Origin of the sequence: Psychrobacillus sp. NPDC058041, from assembly GCF_042885655.1 — a bacterium.
GTDB lineage: Bacteria > Bacillota > Bacilli > Bacillales_A > Planococcaceae > Psychrobacillus.
In genome coordinates, this window is sequence record NZ_JBHVRO010000015.1 from 31,365 (window position 1) to 57,773 (window position 26,409).

General features: G+C 35.9%; 21 protein-coding genes, 4 pseudogenes and 1 riboswitch. Of the genes and pseudogenes, 17 read left to right on the plus strand and 8 right to left on the minus strand.

The window, feature by feature from the left end:
• The first annotated feature begins 379 nt into the window (after positions 1 to 379).
• The 6 genes from ACFVR1_RS17925 to ACFVR1_RS17950 all read left to right on the plus strand — a co-directional run bounded on the left by ACFVR1_RS17925 (position 380) and on the right by ACFVR1_RS17950 (position 5,219).
• A complete protein-coding gene (locus ACFVR1_RS17925; RefSeq protein ID WP_387586032.1) occupies positions 380 to 775 on the plus strand; it encodes a MarR family winged helix-turn-helix transcriptional regulator in 396 nt (131 codons plus the stop codon).
• Positions 776 to 856: 81 nt separating this feature from the next.
• Positions 857 to 1,840, plus strand: coding sequence for a ring-cleaving dioxygenase (locus tag ACFVR1_RS17930; protein WP_387585986.1), 984 nt, complete (start codon positions 857 to 859; stop codon positions 1,838 to 1,840).
• 18 nt (positions 1,841 to 1,858) lie between these two features.
• Positions 1,859 to 2,464, plus strand: a complete 606-nt coding sequence (locus ACFVR1_RS17935; protein ID WP_387585988.1) for an NADPH-dependent FMN reductase — start codon at positions 1,859 to 1,861, stop codon at positions 2,462 to 2,464.
• A gap of 143 nt (positions 2,465 to 2,607) precedes the next feature.
• Entirely contained in the window at positions 2,608 to 3,549 is a 942-nt protein-coding gene (locus ACFVR1_RS17940) for a ring-cleaving dioxygenase (protein ID WP_387585990.1), read from the plus strand.
• Positions 3,550 to 3,657: 108 nt separating this feature from the next.
• On the plus strand, positions 3,658 to 4,596 hold the full coding sequence (locus tag ACFVR1_RS17945) for a ring-cleaving dioxygenase (protein ID WP_387585991.1): 939 nt from the start codon (positions 3,658 to 3,660) through the stop codon (positions 4,594 to 4,596).
• A gap of 17 nt (positions 4,597 to 4,613) precedes the next feature.
• Positions 4,614 to 5,219, plus strand: a complete 606-nt coding sequence (locus tag ACFVR1_RS17950) for a flavin reductase family protein (protein WP_387585992.1) — start codon at positions 4,614 to 4,616, stop codon at positions 5,217 to 5,219.
• Between the two features lie 192 nt (positions 5,220 to 5,411).
• Here ACFVR1_RS17950 and ACFVR1_RS17955 read toward each other — a convergent pair.
• Positions 5,412 to 5,800: pseudogene (locus ACFVR1_RS17955) on the minus strand (flavin reductase family protein); the annotation flags it as partial.
• On the opposite strand from ACFVR1_RS17955, the pseudogene ACFVR1_RS17960 reads away from it, so the two are divergent.
• Positions 5,796 to 5,963, plus strand: a pseudogene (locus ACFVR1_RS17960) (IS3 family transposase); the annotation flags it as partial. The pseudogenes ACFVR1_RS17955 and ACFVR1_RS17960 sit on opposite strands and share 5 nt — an antisense overlap.
• Before the next feature lie 67 nt (positions 5,964 to 6,030).
• Here ACFVR1_RS17960 and ACFVR1_RS17965 read toward each other — a convergent pair.
• Both ACFVR1_RS17965 and ACFVR1_RS17970 read right to left on the minus strand, forming a co-directional pair.
• Positions 6,031 to 6,795, minus strand: a complete 765-nt coding sequence (locus ACFVR1_RS17965; protein ID WP_387585993.1) for an SDR family oxidoreductase — start codon at positions 6,793 to 6,795, stop codon at positions 6,031 to 6,033.
• A 119-nt stretch (positions 6,796 to 6,914) separates the two neighbouring features.
• Positions 6,915 to 7,187, minus strand: coding sequence for a DNA/RNA helicase domain-containing protein (locus ACFVR1_RS17970; protein WP_387585994.1), 273 nt, complete (start codon positions 7,185 to 7,187; stop codon positions 6,915 to 6,917).
• 211 nt (positions 7,188 to 7,398) lie between these two features.
• Here ACFVR1_RS17970 and ACFVR1_RS17975 point away from each other — a divergent pair, with 211 nt between their 5' ends.
• The 7 genes from ACFVR1_RS17975 (at position 7,399) to ACFVR1_RS18005 (ending at position 16,275) form a co-directional block, all read left to right on the plus strand.
• Entirely contained in the window at positions 7,399 to 8,886 is a 1,488-nt protein-coding gene (locus tag ACFVR1_RS17975) for an MFS transporter (RefSeq protein WP_387585995.1), read from the plus strand.
• A gap of 881 nt (positions 8,887 to 9,767) precedes the next feature.
• Positions 9,768 to 10,946 (plus strand): NupC/NupG family nucleoside CNT transporter, encoded by a 1,179-nt coding sequence (locus ACFVR1_RS17980; RefSeq protein ID WP_387585997.1) that lies wholly within the window; start codon positions 9,768 to 9,770, stop codon positions 10,944 to 10,946.
• Positions 10,947 to 11,145: 199 nt separating this feature from the next.
• Positions 11,146 to 11,355, plus strand: a complete 210-nt coding sequence (locus ACFVR1_RS17985; RefSeq protein ID WP_387585998.1) for a hypothetical protein — start codon at positions 11,146 to 11,148, stop codon at positions 11,353 to 11,355.
• A 294-nt stretch (positions 11,356 to 11,649) separates the two neighbouring features.
• Positions 11,650 to 11,736: riboswitch (cyclic di-GMP riboswitch) on the plus strand.
• 128 nt (positions 11,737 to 11,864) lie between these two features.
• The gene (locus ACFVR1_RS17990) at positions 11,865 to 12,233 is read left to right on the plus strand and encodes a hypothetical protein (RefSeq protein ID WP_387585999.1); all 369 of its coding nucleotides are present in this window, start codon (positions 11,865 to 11,867) and stop codon (positions 12,231 to 12,233) included.
• Between the two features lie 46 nt (positions 12,234 to 12,279).
• The gene (locus tag ACFVR1_RS17995; RefSeq protein WP_387586000.1) at positions 12,280 to 12,990 is read left to right on the plus strand and encodes a hypothetical protein; all 711 of its coding nucleotides are present in this window, start codon (positions 12,280 to 12,282) and stop codon (positions 12,988 to 12,990) included.
• Between the two features lie 339 nt (positions 12,991 to 13,329).
• Entirely contained in the window at positions 13,330 to 14,523 is a 1,194-nt protein-coding gene (locus ACFVR1_RS18000) for a methyl-accepting chemotaxis protein (protein WP_387586001.1), read from the plus strand.
• Positions 14,524 to 14,637: 114 nt separating this feature from the next.
• Entirely contained in the window at positions 14,638 to 16,275 is a 1,638-nt protein-coding gene (locus ACFVR1_RS18005) for a pyridoxal phosphate-dependent decarboxylase family protein (RefSeq protein ID WP_387586002.1), read from the plus strand.
• A gap of 125 nt (positions 16,276 to 16,400) precedes the next feature.
• Here ACFVR1_RS18005 and ACFVR1_RS18010 read toward each other — a convergent pair whose 3' ends face one another.
• From ACFVR1_RS18010 to ACFVR1_RS18025, 4 genes are all read right to left on the minus strand, one after another.
• Complete coding sequence (locus ACFVR1_RS18010) at positions 16,401 to 17,558, minus strand: M20 metallopeptidase family protein (protein ID WP_387586003.1); 1,158 nt, start codon at positions 17,556 to 17,558, stop codon at positions 16,401 to 16,403.
• 268 nt (positions 17,559 to 17,826) lie between these two features.
• Positions 17,827 to 19,251, minus strand: coding sequence for a YfcC family protein (locus ACFVR1_RS18015; RefSeq protein ID WP_387586005.1), 1,425 nt, complete (start codon positions 19,249 to 19,251; stop codon positions 17,827 to 17,829).
• Positions 19,252 to 19,747: 496 nt separating this feature from the next.
• Entirely contained in the window at positions 19,748 to 20,146 is a 399-nt protein-coding gene (locus tag ACFVR1_RS18020) for a cytidine deaminase (protein WP_387586007.1), read from the minus strand.
• Positions 20,147 to 20,372: 226 nt separating this feature from the next.
• A complete protein-coding gene (locus ACFVR1_RS18025; protein ID WP_387586008.1) occupies positions 20,373 to 21,170 on the minus strand; it encodes a helix-turn-helix domain-containing protein in 798 nt (265 codons plus the stop codon).
• A 308-nt stretch (positions 21,171 to 21,478) separates the two neighbouring features.
• Between ACFVR1_RS18025 and ACFVR1_RS18030 the strand changes: the two genes are divergently transcribed.
• Positions 21,479 to 22,021: a DUF3267 domain-containing protein gene (locus ACFVR1_RS18030; RefSeq protein WP_387586009.1), complete on the plus strand. Its 543-nt coding sequence runs from the start codon at positions 21,479 to 21,481 to the stop codon at positions 22,019 to 22,021.
• A 364-nt stretch (positions 22,022 to 22,385) separates the two neighbouring features.
• Positions 22,386 to 24,338, plus strand: coding sequence for a lipoteichoic acid synthase (gene ltaS, locus ACFVR1_RS18035; RefSeq protein ID WP_387586011.1), 1,953 nt, complete (start codon positions 22,386 to 22,388; stop codon positions 24,336 to 24,338).
• Between the two features lie 237 nt (positions 24,339 to 24,575).
• Here ltaS and ACFVR1_RS18040 read toward each other — a convergent pair.
• Positions 24,576 to 25,148 (minus strand): annotated as a pseudogene (locus ACFVR1_RS18040) (MFS transporter); the annotation flags it as partial.
• 20 nt (positions 25,149 to 25,168) lie between these two features.
• On the opposite strand from ACFVR1_RS18040, the pseudogene ACFVR1_RS18045 reads away from it, so the two are divergent.
• Positions 25,169 to 25,870, plus strand: a pseudogene (locus ACFVR1_RS18045) (AAA family ATPase); the annotation flags it as partial.
• Positions 25,871 to 26,409 lie beyond the last annotated feature (539 nt).

Sequence of the window (26,409 nt, forward strand, 5' to 3'; positions counted from 1 at the left end):
ACGGAAGTGGAGTCTGGTTTTACTTCGATGAAGTTGAGGTAAATAATGAAGAACACTATAAATAGTTGAGGACGAAGGAAATAGCAGCAAACATGTAAAGATAATAGTTGAATTTAATTCAGATACTTGTGTAACAGGAACGTATATGTATTATTTTTACTTTGTTTATTTCATTTGTTTTTGTTGAATTCCACAAAACATCTCATAAATTGCAGGCTTGACTTAAATACTATTTAATATTAGTTAAATGTGTTGACAGGAAAAATGAATTCATGTTATATTTAGTTCGAATTAAAGATATATTAATTTGAGGTATCGTAATTCAAGATATAATAGCTAATGTAGAGGAGTGATACGATTGGAATTAGCCACAGAAAAAATGAATGCTGTTTCCGTAATCCTTCGTGCCTCCCAGTTGATTCAAGAAGTGATTAGAAGAGATGCAGCTTGTAGTGAATTAAATCCTACAGAGTTTACTGTATTAGAATTACTCAATCAGAGAGGCGATCAGCCGATTCAAGTGATTGGGAAAAAGGTTCTCATTTCAAGTGGTAGTATCACTTATGTGGTAGATAAGCTTGAACAGAAGAAGTTTGTTGTTCGTAAAGCATGTCCGGAGGATCGTCGTGTGACTTATGCAAGTCTGACGAGTGTAGGGAAGACACTTATGGATCAAATTTATCCTCAATATGAGAAGAAGATAGAAGGAATCTTTGATCAGTTAACAGAAGCGGATTTGAATAAAATGGTTGAATTACTAATAAAAATTGAATAGTTTGCAAGAAAAAAAATTTTTTAAATAATTATCTCGAATTCGAGAATTATTAATTCGATACAAATAAAAGGAGGAAACGTAATGAATCATTTAAAAGGGATACACCACGTAACAGCGATTACAAGTAGTGCAGAAAAGAACTATGAATTTTTCACATATGTACTAGGAATGCGTCTAGTAAAGAAAACAGTCAATCAGGACGATATTCAAACGTATCACTTATTCTTCGCAGACGATAAAGGGTCAGCTGGTACAGATATGACATTCTTTGACTTCCCAGGTATTCCAAAGGGAACGCATGGAACAAACGAGATCTATAAAACAGCTTTTCGTGTACCAACAGATGAGGCACTTGAATACTGGGTGAAACGTTTTGATAAGTACGAAGTAAAAAATAATGGTATTGAAGAAGTATTTGGCAAGAAGACTATTTCATTTGTGGACTTTGATGATCAACAATATATGTTGGTTTCTGATGAATTTAATGAGGGTATTGCATCTGGAACACCTTGGAAAAATGGGCCAGTACCGTTGGAATTTGCGATTACAGGCTTAGGACCAATTCATATTCGTATCGTCCAATTTGATTATTTTAAGGAAGTATTGGAAAAAGTAATGTTGATGCGTGAAATCGCACAAGAAGGTTCACTACATTTATTTGAAGTTGGTGAGGGTGGCAATGGAGCACAAGTAATTGTGGAACATAATAAGATCTTCCCAGCTGGTCGACAAGGTTACGGTACAGTTCATCACGCAGCCTTCCGTGTAGAAGACACGAAAGTGTTATATGAATGGATTGACCATATGCAAGCTGCTGGTTTCGGTACTTCGGGGTATGTGGATCGCTTCTTCTTTGAATCTTTATATGCTCGTGTAGCACCTGGAATTCTTTTTGAATGGGCAACTGATGGACCTGGATTTATGGGAGATGAGCCTTACGAAACAGTAGGGGAAATATTATCGTTACCTCCATTCCTTGAAGGAAAAAGAGAACAAATTGAGGCATCTGTGCGCCCGATCAATACAGTACGTAGCACACTTAACATAAAAAAAGAATACTTATAAGGAGGTGAAATAGAAAAAATGGGCTTTTTAAATAAATTATTTGGAACACAAGAACAACAACATGAGGAGGAAAAAACAATGACAAAATCAAATATAGGTATTATTTTAGGATCAACACGTGAGGGACGCGTAAGTCCACAAGTAGGGGCATGGGTAAAAGAATTAGCGGATAAACGTGGGGATGCAAATTACACTATTATCGATATCGCAGAATACAAATTACCTCTTTTAGGTGAAGCAGGCGGCGATGCATCAGGTGCAGCAGCATGGTCAGAAATCATTGCAAAACAAGACGGATTCGTATTCATCGTTCAGGAATACAATCACTCGATCACAGGAGCACTTAAAAATGCTTTAGATTACTTACGTGAAGAGTGGAACAACAAAGCAGCAGGTATCGTATCTTACGGTTCAGTAGGTGGGGCTCGTGCAACAGAACATTTACGTGGTATTTTAAGTGAATTACTAGTAGCACATGTTCGTGTACATCCGGCATTATCATTATTTACAGACTTTGAAAATGGTACAGACTTCAAACCAGCAGCTGTACAAGCAAATTCAGTAAACCAAATGCTAGACCAAGTTATCCCTTGGACAACTGCATTAAATACAATACGTAAATAATTTAATGAATTAGATCTACTTATCACAAAATGTGCATGCACACATGTACATTTTGTGATCTATATGAATAAATTTCGAGCAAAACGATATCAAGTATATTGAAGGTTTTGCTCGGTATTTATAGTAGAAATGGAGGAACCAAGATGAACAAGATAGCAGGACATCATCATATTTCGATGATTACGAAAAATGGCCAACAAAATAATCAGTTTTATCAAAAAGTGCTTGGGCTTCGTAGAGTGAAAAAAACAGTCAATCAAGATGATCCGAGTATGTACCATTTATTCTATGGAGATTTAACAGGAAGTGCTGGGACAGAACTATCTTTCTTTGAAATTCCAATGGCAGGAAGTACAAAGAGAGGAACAAATGCTATAACACGAATCGGGTTACTAGTGCCGTCGTATAACAGTTTACTATATTGGAAGAAAAGATTTGAATTACACAATGTGCAACATGGGGAGCTGACTATGTACGCAGGACGTGATGCACTCCACTTTGAAGATGGCGATGGATTACGACTCGTCCTTCTAAATAATAATGGCGATGAAGTGCCAGCGTATTGGCAATCTTGGGATGATTCAATCGTTCTAGAGGAGCATCGTATTTTGGGAATGGGTGCTGTGGAAATAACCGTGCAATCACTCGATAGCTTAGCGAATACATTAGAAAACCTGTTTGGCTATGAACTTGCTTCGCGTAAAGAAAACGAAGCTATCTATCAGTCGGTAAAAGGGCAGGCTTTTGGTGAGATTGTCATTGTGGAGCAAGATGGTCCAAAAGAAAAACCCGGAAAAGGCAGTGTACATCATGTAGCTATTCGTGTAAAAGATGGCGAGGAACTAAGGGAGTGGCACCAACGTATTCAAGACTTTGGATTTGAAGTGATGAAAATAACAGACCGTTATTATTTTGAGAGTTTATATTTTAGAGAAACAAACGGTATTTTGTTTGAATTAGCAACAGAAGGACCAGGCTTTACGGTAGATTCGTCCATTGAAACCCTAGGTAAAGAGCTAGACTTACCACCATTTTTAGAAGGCAAGCGAGCGGAAATCGAAGCAAAATTAGAGCCTATTGAGTAAAAGTAAAAAGAAGTCATATTAGTGATAACGAAGGAAAAGAAAGTAATCGACGTTACTTGGTTACTATAAATATGTTGTGAAATTTATCTAACAAAGGAGGAAATAATAATGAAAAAACAAACTGCAGGTATTCACCATATAACAGCAATAGTAGGTCATCCACAGGAAAATATTGATTTTTATGCAGGTGTATTAGGTTTACGTTTAGTTAAACAAACAGTGAACTTCGATGATCCCGGCACATACCATCTATACTTTGGAGATGGTGGAGGGAAACCAGGTACAATTATTACCTTTTTCCCTTGGGCGAATGCTTATCAAGGGAAAATTGGGGACGGTCAAGTCGGAGTTACAACATATGTAGTACCAACAGGATCATTAAGCTTTTGGATCAACCGTCTTGCAACATTTGCGATTCCATTTAAAAAAGCGGAGCGTTTTGGTGAACAAGTGATTCAATTTGATGATCCACATGGCTTACATTTAGAACTTGTTGAACGCGCAGAAGGTGAACAAAACAACTGGACATTTGGCGGGGTAACACCGGAAGTAGCGATTAAAGGTTTTGGTGGCGCAACACTTTACTCTAGCAGACCAGAAGAAACCGCTAAAACATTAACGGAAGTATTAGGGCTAGAAATGGTAGGCACTGAAGGTGATTATTCACGTTTTAAAGCTCCAGCTGATATCGGTAATACCATTGATTTAAAAATGGTGACTGGTACTAGTGGTTCTATGGGGGTCGGCACAGTTCACCATATTGCATGGCGTGCTAAGGATGATGTAGACCATCTTGAATGGCAACAACATGCCATGAATAATGGCCAACATGTAACAGAGGTGAAGGATCGCAACTACTTTAATGCGTTGTACTTCCGTGAGTCAGGGGAAATATTATTTGAAATTGCAACAGACCCTCCAGGATTTGCACATGATGAATCACAGGAAACAATGGGGACACAGTTGATGTTACCTGCCCAATACGAACAACACCGAGACCAACTAGTTAATTCGCTAATTCCTATTCAAGTGCGTCCAATCGACTAGTAAAGGGGCTGACCAAATTGATTTCGATCGATCCAAAACAAAATAGTGAGCGAGATAATTATAAACTTCTAATTGGTTCTATAATTCCAAGACCCATTGCCTTTGTTACTACCCAATCGGAGGATGGTATCGTGAATGGTGCACCATTCAGCTACTTCAATATTGTTTCGTCAAACCCGCCGATGGTTTCACTTGCTGTCCAAAGACCTAATAATCATCTGAAAGATACTGCTCGAAATATTTATAACAATCGTCAATTTGTAGTGCATATTGTGGATGATGAAAATGTGGCGAAAATCAATGAAACAGCAGCTTCATTACCTGCATCAGAAAGCGAAATCGAATTAGCGAATTTAACGCTCGTACCAAGTGAGAATGTTTCTGTACCGGGTGTAAAAGAAGCAAAAGTTCGAATGGAATGCAGACTTGTACAAGCTATTCCTCTAGGTGGCAACGGACCTGGAAGCGATTTGTTTATCGGAGAAATTGTACGGTTCCATATAGATGAAGCAATTTATGAAAATGGTCGTATTGATCCTAGAGGTTTAAACGCAGTAAGTCGCTTAGCCGGTGTTAATTACGCGAAAATTGGTGATATTTTTTCTATTGATAGACCGAAATAGTAATGTAAACCCTACTATTCATCTCTGTGTTAGAAACATTCACGTTAATTAGTTGTATGTGACACAGGGAACATAGACATTTTGTAGATTTAAGATTTGTTTTTATAAAAAAGATTGATCATTTTCTACCTATATTGTTCAGCAATCGCGCCCGATTGCTAAAGATCGTGCCGTACAAAGTTTGATGATGAATTATATTTCCGATCGATAGGTTTTTCTCAATTGTTCGCCTAAACCAAAGTAATGTCGAAAATTATATATAAGTGGACTCTATTACTTGGGTCAATATGATTTTCTCTGATGATTTCTTTATGAGCGTGTACGTGTATAGATTGTGTCTCAACAATTACAAAATCAGGGGAATATTCAGGAATTCGAATGTGTTTCACCTTTTCTTCAATTTGAATTGGACATTCTTGAATCCGAGTAGGTTTTACCAATTTAGACTCAACGGGAGTTAATCCACTAATATCATACTTTTCTTCTTCATAGATAAATCCATTCTGTTTCTTGTAATCCGGAACTGGATTTTTCCCTGTAAATGGAGCCAATCGTTCAACATTCTCCCATAATGAAGGACTATTAAAATCTGAACTATTTTATTATCAAGAATTTGAAAGTATGGAACATTTTATTTCAGAATTTGAGAAGTACATTTACTATTACAATAACAAACGAATTAAAGGAAAATTAAAAGGAATGAGCCCTGTCCAATACAGAGTTCATTCCTCAGTAACTGCTTAAAATATGTGTCTAACTTTTTGGGGTCACTTCATTTGAAGTTCCTTATAAATTCGTTATCTTACAGGTTCTATAGATGAGATCCGCCACTTGCATCGAGCAATTGACCAGTTATCCAACGGCTGTCTGAGGAAGCGAGAAAGGCGGCAATATCTGCCACGTCCTCGGGTTCTCCCCATCTGTTGAAGATTGAAAGACCAGCCGCATATTTTTGTCCATCAAGGTTTTCTAAAGTCTCGGCATTCATCTCTGTATTAATAATTCCAGGCTGGATGGCGTTTACCGTAATATTACGGCTCCCTAGTTGTTTGGCTAGAAGACGCGTAAATGTGTCGATAGCACCTTTGGACATACTGTACGTGAAGACACTTGGAGAAGCTGCACGTGTCACAAAAGATGAAATATTAATAATACGTCCTCCATCTTTTAAACGTGGCAAAGCTTGCTGTGTAACAAAAAGTGGTGCTTTGACATTAATCTTCATTACCTCGTCAAATGATTCTTCCGTCGTCTCTTCTAAACTGATAATTTGACCAATTCCAGCATTGTTGACAAGAATATCGAATCCGTCACCGCCCTTATATTCCCGAATAGTATCATCCAAAGTAGTAAATAAATCTTGAATACCATCTAGAGTACTAAGGTCAGCACCAATCGCGCAAGCCTTTCCTCCGCTTTGCTCGATCTGGTGAACAACTGCTTCTGCCTCATTACGTCTTTTCCCGTAATGAACGACGACAAAGGCTCCCTCTTGTGCCAGACGCAATGCAATACTGCGGCCAATTCCTCGACTTGATCCTGTAACTAAAGCGATTTTTCCTGATAACTTACTCATGCTTCCATCTCCTTGTTCAAACATAGTTATATTACATAGAGAATTTTATCATGGAACATTATTTGTAATGTTGCTCTCTTAGTCGGTTACAAGTGGGCGATTGCTTCAGATAACTTAGTTCATCTCTTGGTTGCCGCATTGCTTATATAAATCTTTAATACGTTTTTGACGATGTGCATCATATTGTTGTTTTCTCCTAGGTTGCTAAATAGACCAGATTTTTCATTTAATCGATGGGCTTCATCAACTATTAATACATCAAATTCATTCTTATCCGTAGAATGGAAGCTACCTGATCTTTTAAATATACTATCAATGCTTTTTTTCTTCATCGTTCCTTTAAGCTTTGCTGCATACACATCACGTGGGGCACTAGTTTTTGTAACATACATCGCAAGATAATCTTCTGTTTTCGAATGAGCTGAACATATTAAATTCAACAACGGCAGTGGAAGAGGAATGGACCTGAGGGTAAAAGGGGATTTATGGTAAAAACTGACTAAGTTTGTTTAGATAATTATTGAAAAGAGGTAAATAAATAAATAAATTACATCTTGGGTAGTTTAAGACTAGTATCAATTAATCAACAAGGAGGCTTTTCGATTGGATGATAATAAAAATCATAATAGACCAAAGTTGAAAAGAAAATCGAAACCAAAGTTGAAAGAAGAAGAAATTACCATTGTTGACACGAATTCCGCACGCAAAGCTGTTTTTGCAACTGCTGTTGGTAATGGAATGGAATGGTTTGATTTTGGAATTTACTCTTATCTAGCTGTTACAATTGGACAAGTATTTTTTCCTGAAGTAAGTGGACCCATGCAATTAGTATTTGCTTTTGCAACATTCGCAGTTGCCTTTATTGCTCGACCGATTGGTGGAATTTTCTTTGGGATGCTTGGAGACCGTTTAGGACGTAAAAAAGTCTTAGCTATTACCTTGATCATGATGGCTCTGGCCACATTAAGTATTGGTTTGATTCCAGCCTATGCATCTATAGGCTATACTGCCACCGTGCTTTTACTTATTGCTCGTCTAGTTCAAGGTTTTTCAGCGGGTGGAGAATATTCGGGTGCTATGACGTTTATTGCTGAATCCACACCTGATAAAAAAAGAGGTTTTATGTCAAGTGGTCTTGAGGTTGGTACCTTAGTTGGCTATATCGCAGGATCTGGTCTTGTTACTTTACTCACCTATATTTTAGGGGAGGAAACAATGTTAGAATGGGGTTGGCGTATTCCTTTTTTCTTATCTGCCCCTATTGGTTTAATTGGCTTTTATTTGCGAAATAAATTAGAAGAAACACCTGCATTTGAGGCAATGAAGGAAAGTAAATCTGACGATGATGATGAATCCGTAAAGCATATATTACAGTACCATTGGAGAGCAATACTGATCGGTATGTTTGTTGTTTTCTTTTATATTGTTGTAAACTATATTGTTTTATCTTATATGCCATCTCATTTAACTGCTGTTCTAGGTTATGGAGAAACAGAAGGGCTTTTATTAATTGTTATTGTAATGGTTATTATGATTCCGATTGTTCTGTTAATGGGCTATTTTAGTGATCGTATTGGAGCGAAGAAGGTAATTCAAGGCGGTTTAATCGGGTTGATTCTTTTAAGTATACCTTCGTTTAATTTAATCGGTAGTGGAAATACCATACTTGTATTTTTGGGATTAATGATTCTTGGAATATTTTCTGCTTCTTTCCAGGGAACAATGCCAGCACTATTACCTTCTCTATTTTTTACGAATGTAAGGAATGGGGCATTGGCGATAACATTTAATATTTCTGCATCATTGTTCGGTGGTACGACACCTTTACTTGTATCTTGGTTAATTAGCAAAACGGCGAATGAAATGATACCTGCCTACTATGTGATACTTGCATCTATTGTCGGTATTGTAGTGGTAACCATCTTTCTAAAAGATACTTCAGGAAAAGCTCTTCGAGGTTCACCGCCGGCGGTTGAAGAAAAAGCTGAAATAAAAGAGATTTTAGAAGAACCAGAAGAAGCATTATGGTGGGACGAAGAAAAGAAAGAAATTCAAGAACGTATTGAAAATCGTTCGGAAGATGAAAAGTAAATTAAGAAAAAATTAATGGAGTGTTTTTCTTAAATATCAATAAGATTATTCATAGCAACCTTCAATTAAAAAGCGTAACGTAATTCTAGAGTAGAGATTGCGCTCTTTCTTTATGAATCAGGACATTTTGTTGAACAAATCCTTGAATTTTTATGTTGAATTTAGATTGCAAAATAGATGTTAAAATATGGGTTTTTATTTTAGGGATATAGTAGGAACATTGTTTGCGTTGCTAATTATGGTGATAGGTTCTGTAAGGTAACGGGTGCTTATGCGGCCGAGCCTAGGTCGTAAATATAGCGGGTGCGATTCCCGTCGAGAAAGAACTAGCCATTCACTCGTAGCGAGTCTTGGAGGGCTAATGGTAACATTAGACTTTAAGCGTAGACAGTTACGTGGCGGGCCGAAAGCCAAATGATTGATAGGATTGAGCTCCAAAATGTTAGGAATTCAAGAGGACTGTCGATGCTATTGTCTTTGCTGCTGGAGAGTTGATTATGCGATTTATGAAAGATCTAAAAGCCACGATTACCGAAGATGATTCGGTGATCGTGGCTTTTTGATTGAGTAAAATTTTTTGGCACCTAAGTGGAGTCTGGTTTTACTTCGATGAAGTTGAGGTAAATAATGAAGGAGCCTTTAAATAGTTGAGGACTTGAAGGAAATAGCAGCAAAGATGTACTTGTGAAATAGGAACGTATATGTATTAATTTCACTTTGTTTATTTTGTTTCCATCCCTAAAAATATATTCCCTTTTTAACATAGGTAACATGTAAAAAATGGCATTTGAAATGATGAGTTATAGCTGTATACTAAGTATGTAAGCGCTTAATGGTCAGACGTTTGACCTTTTGGAAATACAATATTGTGGAGGCATTAAATGAATTATTTAATATCAATCGTAGGCTTAATTGTTGTGCTGGGTCTTGCCTGGGTTGCAAGTAACAATCGTAAAGGGATAAAAATCAGACCAATTATCCAGATGATTATTATTCAGGTAATTTTAACTTTTTTATTACTGAATACTAAATTTGGATTGATTCTTATTAAGGGAATCGCAGCCGGGTTTGCAAAATTACTAGATTACGCTAATGAAGGAATCAATTTTGTATTCGCTGGCATTGCGAATGAAGGACAAGCTCCTTTCTTCTTAACTGCTCTACTTCCTATCGTATTCATTTCGACTTTGATTGGAATTCTGCAGCATATTAAAGTTCTTCCATTCATTATGAAATGGATTGGTTGGGCAATCAGTAAAGTAAATGGCATGGGTAAATTAGAATCATACAACGGAGTAGCGTCCGCTATTGTTGGACAATCTGAAGTATTTATTACCGTGAAAAAACAGCTTGGGAAATTATCTCCTCAACGTCTTTACACACTATCTGCGTCAGCGATGTCTACTGTATCGATGTCTATTGTCGGAGCATATATGACGATGATTGAGCCGAAGTATGTCGTAACGGCAATTGTGATTAATTTATTTGGAGGATTCATCATTTCTTCCATTATTAATCCTTACTCTGTAACTGAAGAAGAAGATCTCCTTGTTGTGCAAGTAGAAAAACAAAGCTTCTTCGAAATGTTGGGCGAGTATATTATGGATGGATTCAAGGTTGCAATCGTGGTTGCGGCGATGTTACTTGGATTCGTTGCGCTAATGGCAGGAGTAAATAACTTATTTGATATGATATTTGGAGTCACATTCCAGTCAATTATTGGCTATGTATTTGCTCCATTTGCGATTTTAATGGGTATCCCTGTTTCAGAATCAGTAACAGCGGGTGGTATTATGGCTACCAAATTAGTTACAAACGAATTTGTAGCGATGCTCTCATTAAACGATTTAGCGTCAGGCTTAAGTGAACGATCAATCGGAATCATTTCTGTTTTCCTTGTTTCCTTTGCAAACTTTTCTTCCATTGGAATCATCTCAGGTGCTGTAAAAGGACTTCATGAAAAACAAGGAAACGTTGTAGCACGATTCGGCTTGAAACTTTTATACGGAGCAACGTTAGTGAGCATATTATCAGCGATTATTGTAAGTCTTATCCTTTAGTTAAAGGACTTCCCTGTGACAGAAACATTCATGTTAATTCAAACAAACGTGAATGTTGTGATTTTCATGTTTGTTTCTAACAAGGCACAAATTTAAATAGTGGGCTTGAGAGGTTTCGGAAAGAAAAAAGATAATTTTTGTGAAATAATTTCCTATTGAGTTATAATAGTGTGCTAGTACATAATGGGGGGAAATAGAGATGAAGAAACAATATGAAGTAACCTTCTATTTAATCAACGGAGAAATAGGGCATTTAATCGAAGAAACTTCCCTTATTCGGGCTAGAAACTCTATTAAAAATCAGTTCGAAGATGGAGAAAATAGTTTGGCGTTAACTGATGACTTAGTCTTAGTTAAAGCTAACGTACAATACTTTATAGTTAAGGAATATGAAGGACCAATAAAATAAATCTACGCTATCTGAATTGGGTAAGCTGTTATAGTAACAAATATATATTTAAAGAGAATCCTTATTTTTGAGGATTCTCTTTTTATGTTGTAGTAAAAACAGTAATTTATTCTAATCTAAAAAAATTTACAAAAAAATAACTATCTCTTACAAAACGTCAAAATTCACCATTTATAAAGGGATTATCCTTATTCGTAAGTAAATCAAGAGAAATATCAAGTTCGACAAAAAATGACATGTAATATATAATGTGATAGTAATATATAAGCATGAGATTAGTACTATTTTTTCTATAATTGAAAAAGGCAAACTTATCGAAAGGTAAGGACGCAAAGCTACGAGTCTAAAATCCACTTGGATAATGATAGTCGGGTTGCCAACAATAACAACGTTTATTTGGCTATCCTATCTTTATTTGGGATAGCTTTTTTTATTACACTTATACGAAAAGTACGTACAAATGTCAACATTGAAATAAAGCAGACTAAAGTGAAAAAGGGGATTAAGAGATGATAGTCGTAGATAGAAAGAAGTATAAAATGGCAATTAATGAGGTCGCAAAGGAAGTTCATGTACAGGTCCATGGATTAATGAAAGCAGAAGATGCAGAAGGTTACATGATAGATTTACAGGATACGATTAATAAAGTATCGAGACAAAACTATACGTTTGTTGTCGATGGGACTCACCAAACACCCGTCCCATCAAAGGTTGTACCACAGTTGGAGCAAACGATGCAATTTTATTCTAGCTTAGGTTTTAAGGATGTCCTTGTAGTAAAACCTTCGTCTAAAATTGCTCAAGTGCAAGTTAGGAATGCACTTGAAAGAATTAAATTCACAGGTACATTTATCGATAAAGTAAAACATTCTATGTAATGTTAGTTCCTATAGAAATTTTATAATCTGAGAGGAAGATCATTAAGTGCAAACAACACAAGAGTTGTATAAATATGAAATTATTACGGAGGAACAAACAGATTTAATCCAGAAAGCAGCTGAATGTCTAGCTCGTACATTCATTGGAGTGGACGTTTCTGGAAAATGGGTTCAGGAACCGATGGTAGGTCAATTAAATATAGGTTATGAAGATTTCTATGAGTTTACCAAGGGTTATTTAGACTCTACAGTAGCGCAAGGATATTGCGCAGTCGCTCAGGATATTAATAATAACGTTGTTGGTGTACTTGCTGGAGATACAAATGCACCAGAGATTATCGGAGAAGATATATTTGAAGGTTCTTTTTATGATATGAATGTAATTCTGCGTGTCCTGGAGGATGTGGATAAACGTTTTATGGAAGATTATAAATTGCGTAACGGAAAAGAAGTTGAAGACGGAGAGTTATTACACCTATTCATGTTAGGAGTGATAGCTGAACATGACCGTCACGAGATTATTCAGCAATTAGGAAATAGATTGATAACAAAGGCATCATCACAAGGGGTAAAAGCTGTTTTAGGTGAAGCAACAAACCCGAAGTCAATTCGTGTAATGGAAAAATATCATAATATGAAAAGATATGAAGATGTAGAAGGAAATTATATTGTTCATAAATATCAGGATAATAGTAAGTTGAATGGTATTTCTGCAACTGTAGCGGATGGAACATATATCCTTATTAAGGAACTTTAAAATATTCAAAATTAAGTTAATTTCATAAATAGCATTTAATTATTAAAACGCGAACAATCTTTAATTTATTGATTGGAGCGACAGGCAGCGACTCCAGCGGGATGAGTGAGAAAGATGAGACATTACAAACGACGCGAATGCGGCGGTGATGGCTCATCTCTCACCCCGCGGAAAGCGTCTGCCTATAGCGGAAATCATACTGATTTATGAAGAGTATATTATATATATTCATACATTTCACATTAATATTGTTAGTGTTTTATGTTCTAAATTTGAATTATGAAATTGATTCGAGAAAATCTAATTCAATAATAAATAGGAGTAGGAGATATATATATCATGGAAGCTATTTTGCTAGGAATAATTGTTATCTTAATTGGGGTATCGGTGTATTTTGCTTTCCGCTATTTTTCACTAAAAAATCATCCTCATATTAATAAAGAAATAATAAATGGAATGAAAGAAATATCAGCAGGTAATATCACAAGCAAAGTTAATGAAAGAAGTGCTGATTATGCTGTATTTAATCAACTAATTGAGTTCTTTAGCCGTGTAAGGGAAAAGTTTGTTTCATTTTCAAATAATGTACATGAAAAAGGAGAAAAGCTCGCTGAAATCGGTGAATATGCTTCTGAGAAAGCGGATATTGTTAGAGCTGCAATTGATGAGGTAGGTAGAGGATTACAGAAACAATTAGTAGCAACAGAAGAAAGCGCCGAATCTATGGAAGATATGGCACATGCTATTGAAGATCTATCAGTGAGATCAAATCAAATTTCAGAACAATCGAACACAACCTTAGAATTGACGCAAGAAGGAAACGAGAAACTAAAGGATTCCTTAGAAAAAATGGAGCAGTTTAATCAGACGGTAAATACAACATTTAGTGCAATAAATAAACTTGGAGAAAAATCTCTCGAAATCGGCACTATTGTAAAAGTGATTACAGGGATTTCAGAACAAATTAATTTATTGGCATTGAATGCGGCAATAGAAGCAGCTCGTGCGGGGGAACACGGTAAAGGATTTGCGGTTGTTGCTGATGAGGTTCGAAAATTGGCCGAACAATCACGCCAGTCTTCTTCTGAAGTATCTAATATTGTAAAGAATATACAAGAAGAAACTGAAATTGTAGTCAAGTCAATGCAACAGGGAACAGAAGAGTTTAAAGAGACAAATACGACCATTGTAGAGGTTGGAACCATGTTTGAAAAGATTCTATCTATTACAAAAATCATTGCTGAAAATAATGAAAATTCATCTGCAAGTACAGAAGAATTATCTTCTGTTTCTCAGCAGATAATGTCAACAATTGTTGAGATAGCTTCTATCTCTCGCGAATCTGTTGAAATGTTTGAAGAACTAATAGAAATTAGTGATGATGAACTGAATACAATGCAAAAACTTGATCAAGAAGCAAAGAATCTTGTAGAAATGAAAAATGATGTTAACAAATTACTATTTGCATGGAATCACGGTGTAGAAAATGTGGAAGATAAAGATGCTAAAAATAAGGTCAGTGCAGCTGTCTAAAGATATTCACCTTGCTAGCTGATAAAAATAAGTGTGCTTCTTATAGGTTGATCCAACTTGTGGGAAGCACCTTTTTATGCGGGTAAATACTATAAACATCAAGGAGGTAAAACAATGAAGGAAGTACAAAAATTGTTTCCTAGTATGGACGGGAATGGCTTTCAAAGAGAGGAATTATTGTCCCACTTTAGGACGATTTTAACGAAAATAGATGAATTAAAGGATCCTAACAAACTAACTCTAGGAGAAATGCCCGAGTACACAGAGGATTACTATAATCGTGTCATTCAAAAGGCGGATGTTCCGAAAACTGGAGTGTCAATGGAAGTAGTGATTCAAGAGCTTCTAAAACTTGTTGAAGGACATCGGTACGTCAATCGAAATTATGTAGCCAATGCAGCGCCACTTCCGAATATTGCTAGTATTATTGGGAATTTAGTAATGGTGCTAGTCAATGGGAACAATCTTTGGGATGTGGAAGGCCCAGCAGCTGCTACAGCAGAAATCGAAATAACAAGTATGCTATCCAAACTTATCGGATACGATGAAAACATCAGTGCAGGATATACAACTTGGGGAGGACAAGGGGCTGTCTTTAATTCTTTACGTCTTGCCATTGCCCGTTACGCGCCGTCCTCTAATCAAAATGGAGTACCGCAAAATCTCTATTGCTTCTGTTCTGAGCTATCACACTACAGTCTGTATAAATCTGTAGAAGCAACTGGGATTGGCGTAGAAAACATGATTCGCGTGAAGGCTAATGCTGATCATTCTATGAATCTAGAAGATTTAAAAGAAAAAATGGAGCATGTTATTGCAAAAGGCGGCGTTCCTCTTTATGTCCTTGCCACAATGGGAAGTACTGATACATTCGGGATTGATGACATTGAAGGAATTAAGAAGATAGCGGAAGAATTGGAACGCACACATTACATATATCCAATCTACATTCATGCAGACTCTGCTATGGGTGGCATGTATACATTCTTTAATAATTACGACTTTGAAAGCAATGCTCTGGGATTTGAAGACAATGTTAATGAGGTATTGAAATCCTATCAACAGAATTTTAAACATATCAAGCTTGCAGATAGTATGGTCTTTGATTTCCATAAGCTTGGACAAACTCCATACATCACGAGTTTATTTTTAATCAAAAACAGAGAGTATCTTAAGTATGTTGATTTGGATGCGGCGGAAACGCCTTATGTTGGAAATCGAGGTTATGGTAGCTATCATACAGGCTACACGCTCGAATGCTCACGAATGGGAAGTGCTTTGTCGATTTATGCGTCTTTATTAGCATTTGGAATCGAAGGCTATCAAGAGCTTTTAGCCAACTATATTCGTGTCAATTTAGCATTTAGAGAGACGTTAATAAAAGAAGTTTCAAATGTGGTGATCACGAATGAGATTTCACCGATTACAACATTCCGTTTTTATCCTGAAAAGACAAAATGGAATGATGAATTGAACGGACTGTTAACAGTAGAAGAATTGACGGAAATTAATCAATTTAATGACGAGTTTGCCGAGGTTATTGGTATCGAACGAGATACCGTCTTCTTTGGAAACACAAAAAAGCAGTGTCTGGTCGAAGCAGCAGACTCAAACAAGCGGATATCCATATATGCACATAAATTTTTTGCAATCTCACCATACACAACATTAGAAGAAGTCGACCGTTATGTTGGATTTCTAAAAGAACACCTAGAATTTTTTGTGAAAAAAGAATTGATACCTTCCCTGTGACAGAAACATTCATGTTAATTCAAACAAACGTGAATGTTGTGATTTTCACGTTTGTTTCTATCACAGGGAACAAAACAAAAGGCGATTCATCTCACTTAATGTGGGATAAATCGCCTTTTGTTTTGTTAAGCATATAAAGCTAAATGAATCATTAGTTCAATTCCAGCTGGTATGGCAGCTTCATCGATATCAAATTTCGGATGATGGTGAGGATACTGGCTATTTTCACTTTGCATCCCTACGTTAATAAAGCCACCTACTTTTTCTTTTAAGTAGTACGCAAAATCTTCAGCTCCGAGTACAGGTTCAAATGGTATAAACACCTCATCCCCAAACGTCTTTTGGATGATTTCTTTTGCAACTTCACATGCTTCTGGATGATTGTATACTGGGGGCGTGCCTTCGATGTAATGATAATGGCCTGTTGCGCCAAAACTTTCACAAATAGATTTCGTCAGTTGAGCAGTTTTAGTATTCATTAACTCAGCACCTTCATACGTTAAAGCACGAATTGTACCTTGTAAATGTACTTTATCTGGAATGACGTTGTATGAATTTCCAGCCTGCATGCCTCCAAATGAAATGACACCTGCATGTAAAGGATTTAAATTTCTACTAATAATGGATTGGAATGCTTGTATAAGATGAGTTGCTATGTAGATAGGATCTACTGTTTCGTGTGGACTACCCCCATGTCCACCTTTTCCTTCAATAACAATGTCAAAGTCATCACAAGATGCCATTGCAGGACCAGTCGCAAATCCAATTTTCCCTAGCGGCATATTGGACATATAATGAATGCCATAAATGACATCGACACCGTTTAATACACCTTCCTCGACAAGCTGTTTCGCCCCGCTCGGTGATGCTTCTTCAGAGCTTTGGAAGATCAAAACGATATTATTTTTTATTAAATCCGGGTGCGTACTCATCCATTTTGCAACTGCAAGTAAAGTTGCAGTGTGTCCGTCATGTCCACAACCATGCATAACGCCAGGAACTGTTGAAATATAAGGTTTATCTCCTTCTTCATACAGTGGAAGGGCATCCATATCCGCCCGAAGAGCAATCGTCTTTTTCCCTTCTGTCCCTTTGAAATACGCCACAACATTAGGTGCTGAAAATTTTGGATCGATTGGGATGCCAAATTCGTCTAATTTTCCTTTTACATATGCAGCTGTTTCATATTCTTGACCAGACAACTCAGGGTACATATGAAAATGTCTGCGTTGTTCAATTGTCCAATCGATTAAATTTGAATCTACAAGTTTTGTTTTGTACATAGTTAAACCTCCGTTAGTCATGTTCAATTACGCAGAGAAAAAATAAACTCAGCAAGAGTTTGACCTCTTACTGAATAATTAATCAATCTCGCCTCGGCTTGATTGCTCCAAGATTTTGAATTGAGCTTTTGGTTATGCAGTCTGCGACAGGACGTCGCGAACTTAGACAGCCTTCCTTAACTCCCTTTAAAATCTGTGGCATCAGTCGGAGGCTTTAGCCTCATTCAGCCCCTCACTTATAGAAGTGGGGGACTTCAGTTGAATGAAGTTAAAACGGTCCGTAATGAATTACTTGAGCAATAATTAAGAAAAGAATAGTGATAACTATTTGAATCAAAAGTAAAGGGAGAACCCATTTTACCCATCTAGTATAGGGTATTCCTGCAACAGCAAGTCCAGCAAGTAATACGCCTGATGTTGGGAAGATAGAATTGGAAATACCATCACCAAGCTGGAAAGCAAGTACTGCAGTTTGTCTTGTCACGCCTACAAGGTCAGATAATGGTGCCATGATTGGCATTGTAAGTGCCGCTTGCCCACTTCCAGAAGGAACAAAGAAATTGAGAAAGAGTTGTAAAAAGAACATGCCGATTGCGTTCATAATCGGCGATAGCTGACTTAAAAAGGTTGAAGAGTAAAATAAAACAGAGTCAATAAGTTTCCCATCTTGAATAACAACGAGAATTGCTTGTGCGAACCCAATGATTAAAGCACCACCAATAAGCTCTTTTGCACCGTCTATGAAACTGTCTGCCATTTTGTTCGGACTTAGTTTACCAACGACTCCGATAATAATGCCAAATAGTAGGAACAAAGAGGCGATTTCAGTTATATACCAACCTAGTTTGATAACTCCGAAAATCAAGACTACAAAGTTTAGTAAAAAGATGGATAGAATCCATTTATGACGAGTCGTTAGTTTAACAGTAGAATCGACGTTCACTTGATTTCCTTCTTGAACGATTCCGATAAACCTCTTTTCAGGATTGGCTTTGATTTTTTTAGCGTAACGGTAAACGTAGATGACTCCAACAAGGTATAACGTAACGAATAATACAATTCGGAGACCGATCCCTGAGAATGTAGGCAATTCGGCAATACTTTGTGCGATTCCAACGTTAAAAGGATTCAAGATAGCACTCATGAAACCGATATTTGCTCCAAGTGATACAATTGCAAAACCAACCATTGCATCCAGCCCTAAAGCAATCGCGAGTGGAGTGATAATTGCAATGTATACAATGGTCTCTTCAGACATCCCCATTAATGTGCCGCCTGCTCCAAAAAACAACATAAGAACTGGGATAAGCAGTAATTCTCGATTGGCAAGTTTGGCTGTTAAATTTAGTATCAATGCATCGAGAGCGCCTGTTGTCTTTAATATTCCAAAAGCCCCGCCAATAATTAAAATGAAAAAGATAATGCCGGCACCATTGACCAAACCAGTATGAATACTAGAAAAAATATCAAAAAAACCGACTGGAGATGAATCTGTTAAATGAAAAGAATCAGGAGTGACAATCGTACGTCCGTCTTTTTCTACTCGATCATATTCTCCAGCTGGCATAATGTATGTCAAAATAGCCGAAATGACAATCACAAAGAAAAGTAATACAAATGCATTAATGTTCAGAGCTTTCTTGTCTTTTTTTTGAGAATGATTTTGGTGTGTAACTTCGATGTTTTTCTCCATTCCATAAGCTCCTTTTAAGATTGTTTATGAATTTTTATTCAACTTATTGTAAGGTATATTCATTAAGTGTGCAATGGAAATTTTTATTTTGTTGAGAAATATAGTGGTAGATTAGAGATGTTATAAGTATTTTTATGAAATTCAAAAGCTCTCTGCAAAGTTCAAGCAAATCAAAAAATATACAAAATGTAATGAGAGAAGTTAATGAATGTTGTAAGGAGGAGAAAAATAGCCCTACTTATTTAGTTAGGGGAAGGGGAAATAGAATGATGAACTGAATGATATAAATATTAGCTAAACTAACAGGGTCCGTTCATGGATTACTGAATGATCCTGCTGGGTATTGGAAGCGAAAAGAAACAACCATGCCGACACAATACTTAACAGAATACTAATAAAAATGAACAAATAGAAAGAGCATGTTATGAAAAAATATTAATCATAACATGCTCTTATTGAATTTATGGAACAATCATTAGTTCATTAAATATTATATTTACATCTCTAAATCAGTGAAAGCGTAGGGTAGTAAATCCCCCAAGGTCAATTCTAATATATCTTTGTTCTCATTTGTTAAATAAACAGGCATTTCGGGTAAACAGAATTCTGCTAAAACTTGTCTACAAATGCTACAAGGTGGAAGAAAATCTACCGTGTCACCTGAGACAGCTATAGCCTGAAAATCTCCCTTTCTATAACCATTTGATATTGCAGTAAAAATAGCTGTTCTTTCGGCGCAATTAGTTGCACCTAATGAAACATTTTCTACATTCACTCCATTAATTACAGTACCATCTTTTAGTAATAATGCTACTCCTACTGGGAATTTAGAATAAGGTACATATGCTGCTGCTTTCATTTTACGTGCACTTTCCATTAGTAGCTCTTTGTTCATATTTTCCATCCTCCATAAAAAAGAATGAACTTTTCACAGTTCCCTTAACACCAACATTTTGTTGGCAGGACTTCTAATGATATATTTAAAAAAATATTTGTCAATATATCTGTAGAAATACCTTCCCTGTGTCAAATACCTTCCATGTGTCAGAAACATTCATGTTAATTCAAACAAACGTGAATGTTGTGATTTTCACGTTTGTTTCTAACACAGGGAACAAATTTCAATTCTCCGGAAAATAAAAGTCTTCTAGTGGGACATCAAAATACATAAACATATCCTTAAAATAAGTCTCATCAATTAATTTGCGAAGCACGCCTTTGTAATAACCAGGCAAGTTACGAATTTGTTTTCGCTTTGTTGCCATCACTGCAATTCTCAGCGCACGATAGGCCAGGTCATCAAAAACTTCTCCATCATCTTTATAAACATCAAAACGCAACATATCACCCGATAAAGACAGGTGGATGCCGAAAAAATCGCGTGCTCCTTTTGTTTCACCAATTGTATTTGCAAGTAATTCTTTCATTCTGCTAAATAGACTTGTGGATAACTTTTTTGATTCCATAGGAGACGTGGTAGTAATATTTTTAATAGAAGATTTTAAGAATAACGGTTCATTCTCAGAAATCGGCTCATTTTCCTCGTCGTCATGCGGTTTGTTCGCATCATCCCGACTGTTCAGCCCCCCCTGGTCATCGAAGGGTAAAATAATATAAATGTTAGCACCTAGCCCGCTCATAACAGGACGTACATAGTGAAGGCGTAGAATAATGCAAAGCTGTTCGAGCTTCCGAATCGCCCGACGAACAGTCGCATTCGACTTGCCGATAGCTGTTTCAATCGTTGCGTGTTTTAAATGGGCAGCTCCATATTTCACCGAATACCTTCGGATTACATCTAGCACAAGTTGGTCCGATTGGTTTAGCTCGTTTCGATGGAACGCGCAATGTTTTGCAGCAGCATCATCCATCTCCGCTATTGAATTGAAACGAGCGTAGTTTTGTAAGTAGTGAGTCATTAATATTCCCCCTTTTCCTTCTATATAGAAGGGAGGAAGCGAAAAGTGGACAGGGGGATGGGAAAGTTTTGAATCGTGTCCCTGTGTCAGGAATAATTCCCGCTATTCTGAAAATAAAATATCTTCCCTGAGTAAGAAACATTATTAAAACAGGAATAAAGGATTTCAGGAAATGACAACGAAATAGATACTTTAAGAAAGGGAGTAGAGGTAGCCGCTTTTCATTTCACAAAGCAGGTGGAGTAAATAAAAAATGAAAATAGCTAAGTGCATATAATTGTTAAGAGTAGATTATAGGAAAGGCAGGAATGGTTATGATCGTGTGGTTTCGACATTTGCCTCAGATAAGTATGGATGTAGAAGATTGGAAGCCTTTCATTCAACATCCATGGTTTAGAAAGCATTTCATGAAGTTTGTTTACTTATTAATGGCTGCTTTTTTTCTAGCACCAATTTGGTTCGAGGTAAGCTTCGCTCAATTGACAAACTTCCCCCTTCTTCTAATCATTCTTCTAGTATTTGTCATACATGAAGCGCTTCATATGCTTGTCATACACAAGAAAGGCGACATGAGCTTAACGTTCAGAGGAATCTATTTTTGGATCCATACAAATGCAATTCTTTCTAAAAAAAGATATTGGGTCTTCATGAGCTTACCTTTTATAGGATTATCAATAATCCCGGCAGTTAGTTCGTTTTTTGTATCGGGGGATTTGAAAGCACTCCTGTTATTTATCAGTTGGTTCAATTTGATCATCTCTGCATCCGATATTGTTAATTCAATTTTGATCATAATAAAACCAAATCAATCTGTATTTTGCAGAGGGTACTATCGGGGAAAAGTCATCTAAGTCAGAAGGGGGTAGGATTTAAGAGTGCAAGTTGAGAGAGGCAACATTTCCCGTAATAAAAAGTTAGGATTGGGGTGCATTCTCATGAAAGTTTCTCACAAATGCACCGTCACACACAGATTCCAATTTATGGGATGATATATTTTCTATGAACGTCAAAACCTTGATACAACAAGGCTTTGACGTTTTTTTAGTGTCATGTTATAGGATATTAATAACTTGACGGAAGTGTAAAATGGGAGTACTCTACACTAGTTACAGAAAAAAGTTATAGTAAAGTAACATTTATTAAAGTTTAATGTCAATAATGTAAATTACTATAAATCAAGATTTGAATTCAAATAAGTAAAAGGTTGGTGCGAAAATGAAAAATCTAATAAGTAAAAAAGATAATCGTTTAAACAACTTTTTAGGAATATATATAATAGCTGTTTTGATGTTATGGATTAAAACATATATCACTCAAACATCACAATTTAAACTAGGTGTAGAAGGACCTCTTCAACAATTCCTTTTAATATTAAATCCACTAGGTTCAGCATTACTATTTCTAGGAATTTCATTTTTATTTAGAGGAAAGAAAAAATACACATCACTAGTTATAGTTTATACTCTTATGTCTATTCTTTTATATGCCAATGTTGTTTATTACCGATTTTTTAGTGATTTCATAACATTACCCACAATTTTCCAAACGCAGAACTTCGGAGATTTAGGTGGAAGTATTCTTACTTTAATAAAACCTTTTGATATCTTGTTCTTTGTGGATGTATTTGTAATGTTATTCTTACGATTCTCAAGAAAAATACAAAAAGAAACAAATCGTTTTGGGTATAAAAAAGCAATAGCAATTATTGCTTTTGCTTTAGTAGTATCAATCATAAATTTAGGACTAGCTGAAATTAGTCGTCCGCAACTATTAACTAGGGGTTTTGATAGAAACTATATTGTGAAATATCTAGGAATGTATAACTATTCGATTTATGACTCAGTAGAAACTATGAAAGCATCATCACTTAGAGCTATGGCGGATAGTAGTGATATTACAGAAGTGAATAACTATATACAATCTAACTACGCCGACCCTAATGCAAAATATTTTGGTAAAGCAAAAGGAATGAACGTCATCTATTTACATTTAGAATCATTCCAAAACTTTCTTATCAACTACAAATTAAACGGCGAAGAAGTTACACCATTTTTAAATTCATTAACAAAAGATAAGAATACAATGTATTTCGATAATTTCTTCCATCAAACTGGTCAAGGTAAAACGTCCGATGCAGAATTTATGTTGGAAAATTCTATATTTGGGTTACCACAAGGGTCTGCTTATATTACAAAAGCACAAAATAAGTACCAAGCAGCTCCTAGTATTTTAAAAGATTATGGTTATACATCAGCTGTATTCCACGGTAATAACGGAAGCTTCTGGAATCGAAACGAAATTTATAAATCATTTGGATTCGATCACTTCTATGATGCTAGTTATTATGACACGAGTTCTTCAAAAGATATGGCTGAATATGGTTTGTTAGATAAACCATTCTATGAACAATCTGAAAGTCTTTTAAGTTCGTTACCACAACCTTTTTATGCGAAATTTATTACGGTAGGAAACCACTTTCCATATAGTATGAATCAAGACCTAGTAACAATTAATAAAGCCGATACTGGAGATGCAAGTGTTGACGATTATTTTCAAACAGCTCGTTATACAGATGAAGCAATCGAACAGGTCTTCAATCAATTAAAAGAATTAGGCTTATATGATAATTCGATGATTGTTCTTTATGGTGACCATTATGGAATTTCGGGTAATCATAATAAAGCGATGGGACAAGTCATGGGAAAAGAAATTACACCATATGAGAGTGCTAATTTACAACGCGTACCATTATTCATACATGTTCCAGGGATGAAAGGTGGAATCAACCACACTTATGGTGGCCAAACAGACCTTCTACCAACGTTATTACATTTATTAGGAATTGATACGAAACAGTTTGTTCAATTTGGTTCAGACTTATTATCAGAGGAGCATAATGAAATTGTTCCATTTAGAAATGGTGATTTTGTCAGTCCTATGATTGATTCAATTAATGAAAAATTTTATGACAATAAAACAGGTTTACCACTAGATGATAGTCAATTAGAGTTCGCAGATACTATTAAAAAAGAAGTGGATCGTAAATTGGAGCTTTCTGATAAAGTCGTGAATGGTGACTTATTAAGATTCTATACGCCAAAAGGATATACTCCAGTTGATCCTTCTCAGTTCAATTACAACAAAGATGCGAATGAAAAATCTAACTAATAAATCATGTCCCTGTGTAAAATCGTGTCCCTGTGTCAAAAACATTCACGTTAATTCAAACAATCATGAATGTTGTGATTTTCATGTTTGTTTCTGACATAGGGAACAAAAAGAACCCTTGTAGGGAGCCCACTATTATATTGGACCGTTTGATGCCCACACATCAAATGGTCTTTTTTATTGTACTCACAAATTGTTCTTAGTAACGCAGGGAACAAAAACTCTGATGAAAGAAGATTAATTCCCGATCTGTATATTCTGTTTGTTTTTAATCAAAATTGCACTAGCGAATGTACCAATTAATAAGAAGATACCAATCATTAGTGTTACATCTTGCATACCTGAATTAAAAGCATTAAAAACGAGTTTCTTCATTTCATCAAAAGCTGGCATAGCTTTAAATGTTTCAGCTTGCTTGCTATCAAAAATTTGTGAACCTGCAAAAGCTCCAGCTTTATGGAAAACAGCCAGCATTTGATTTCCAAACTCGGTAGGAATATTGGTTAAGTTCATGATATTAGTGTTCAGCGAATCGTTATATCCTTCCGTTAATTTAATTCCTAGCATCACAACGCCAAAAGAAATCCCCACTTGTCTAAAGACATTTAAAATACCAGAAGCCATCCCCACTTGCTCTTTATCAACTGAACTCATAGCAGCATTTGAAATAGGAGGATTGACTAAAGCATTGCTAATACCTAAAAGTATAAAACCGGGCATTAGATAGCTCCATTCAACCGGAGCTTCGATCATATAACGAAGAACGAATATTCCGATTGCACCGATAAATAGTGCTCCACTAATTAACCAACGATTACCAACCTTTCAACTTATTTGACTCGGAGGAGCATTTTGTCCGAATTGATATGTTGGAGTATATGGAAAAACATAGTGTTTTTCGTTAAGTTAGAGCACTTCCAGGATATATTGGATATGAAGAAGGCGGTCAATTAACGGAAGCAGTAAGCAGAAATCCATATTCTGTTGTGTTGCTAGTTGAAATTGAAAAGGCACATTCCGTTGTGGCGAATATTTTATTGCAATTAATGGATGACGGTTGCATTACAGACAGCAAAGGTAGAATTGTCAACTTTACAACTACGGTTGTTATTCTAACGTCAAATATTGGAACTCAATATTTGACGAATTCTGCTGGTGTTATTGGAGAAGAAGAGAATCTTGTAATGGCTTCTTTACGTGAGCATTTCAAACCAGAATTATTAAATCGGTTGGATGACATCATTATGTTCCTTTCTTTAACGAACGACCATTTTGAAAAAATTGCAGAAAAGTATGTGAAACAACTTCAAGATAGGCTGCTGGAGCAGGAAATTACGTTGCAAGTAGACGATGATATCATTAAATGGATTGTGTCAGAAGGTACAGATACTTCATTTGGTGCAAGACCATTAAAACGATTTATCCAACGTCATTTAGAAACAGTCGTTGCGAAGTTTTTAGTCGGAGGCACTGTTCTTCCTGGTAGTACAGTAGTAACTACAATTGAAGAAGACCAATTAAAAATTCAATAATTCCACACAATATTAATTGGTTGATGGAAGTGGCGAAGTAACTTGTATTAACCCTTTTTTGAGTGTTTCATAAAAATGGGAGTATCCTATGAAATTCAAATAAAGTGCTTTATAAGTTATGTGCAAGATTTTATCTTATACCACAACATTCCATGGAATTGGCGCAATATAGTATGGATTTTTCAACATATATAGTTTAATCGCATAATAGTTGTCACGATTAGCAAGCTAGAGCAATTGCAAGATTCAATTAGAAATAATAGGTTCATAAATTAATCCTTTTTGAAAATTAGATTGAAATTAATACAAAATGTTGTAAAATTAACAAAAAAATTGACTATTGTAAAATATTTGAGTATTATAATAATATGTTTCATTATTAACTAAATAAGGTGGTGAATCACATGAAAAAAATTACAACTGATCAAATAAAAATGGCAAACTGCCCAGTGAACGTACAAGGAGCACGATAATATTACATTTATTTTATAAAACACTAATTGACCATTTATAATGCTCAATTAGTGTTTTATTTAGGA